Origin of the sequence: Acinetobacter sp. AKBS16, assembly GCF_002899995.1 — a bacterium.
Lineage (GTDB): Bacteria > Pseudomonadota > Gammaproteobacteria > Pseudomonadales > Moraxellaceae > Acinetobacter > Acinetobacter baumannii.
In genome coordinates this window covers 34,561-35,178 of sequence record NZ_POYH01000080.1, presented here as the reverse complement: position 1 = coordinate 35,178, position 618 = coordinate 34,561, and the positions used below count along the sequence as shown (strand labels likewise).

The 618-nt window shown below is 41.9% G+C and carries 1 protein-coding gene; it reads right to left on the bottom strand.

The window, feature by feature from the left end; translation table 11 throughout:
• The coding region (locus C1642_RS19495) for an ADP-dependent NAD(P)H-hydrate dehydratase (protein WP_228153912.1) at positions 1 to 618 on the bottom strand (618 nt) is incomplete at both ends.

The window sequence follows — 618 nt, the reverse complement described above, 5'->3', positions numbered from 1 at the left end:
AACCGCGCATGCCTTGTTTGGCAAGTTGGTCACCTGCCTGAGCATGGAGGGTTACGATCTCATGTAGGGTAACTGCTTTATGGAACTGGGCTTTTAAGCTTGCAATCATTCCTGCTAAGACATCTCCCATTCCACCAGTTCCCATACCTGCATTACCTTGCGTACAAATATACAAGTTATCTTCTAAAATTAAGCTGCCTGCCCCTTTAAGCACCCACTGGCCTGCATATTTTTGCTGCAACGCATAAATCGCAGCAATTCTGTCATTTTCAATTTGCCAAGTAGAACAACCAAGTAATGTAGCGGCCTCCCCCGGATGAGGTGTTGCATAAATATGTAAACTCAATTTTTCAGGCTGCTTTGCGAGAAACCATAGGGCATCTGCATCTAATACAACTTCTAAATGTGAAGTCTGATTTAAATAATTAAACCACTGTTGATAGATTTGGTGTGCCCAGTCATCACGACCTAACCCCATTCCAAAACATACTGCATCAACCTGAGATAAAATTTCTTTAATACCGTTTTCATCGAAATCATTAATATCACGCAGCATAATATTAGGAGCTCGCGACAAAATAGCCTGATGATGGTTGCGATGACAAACTACCGTAACCT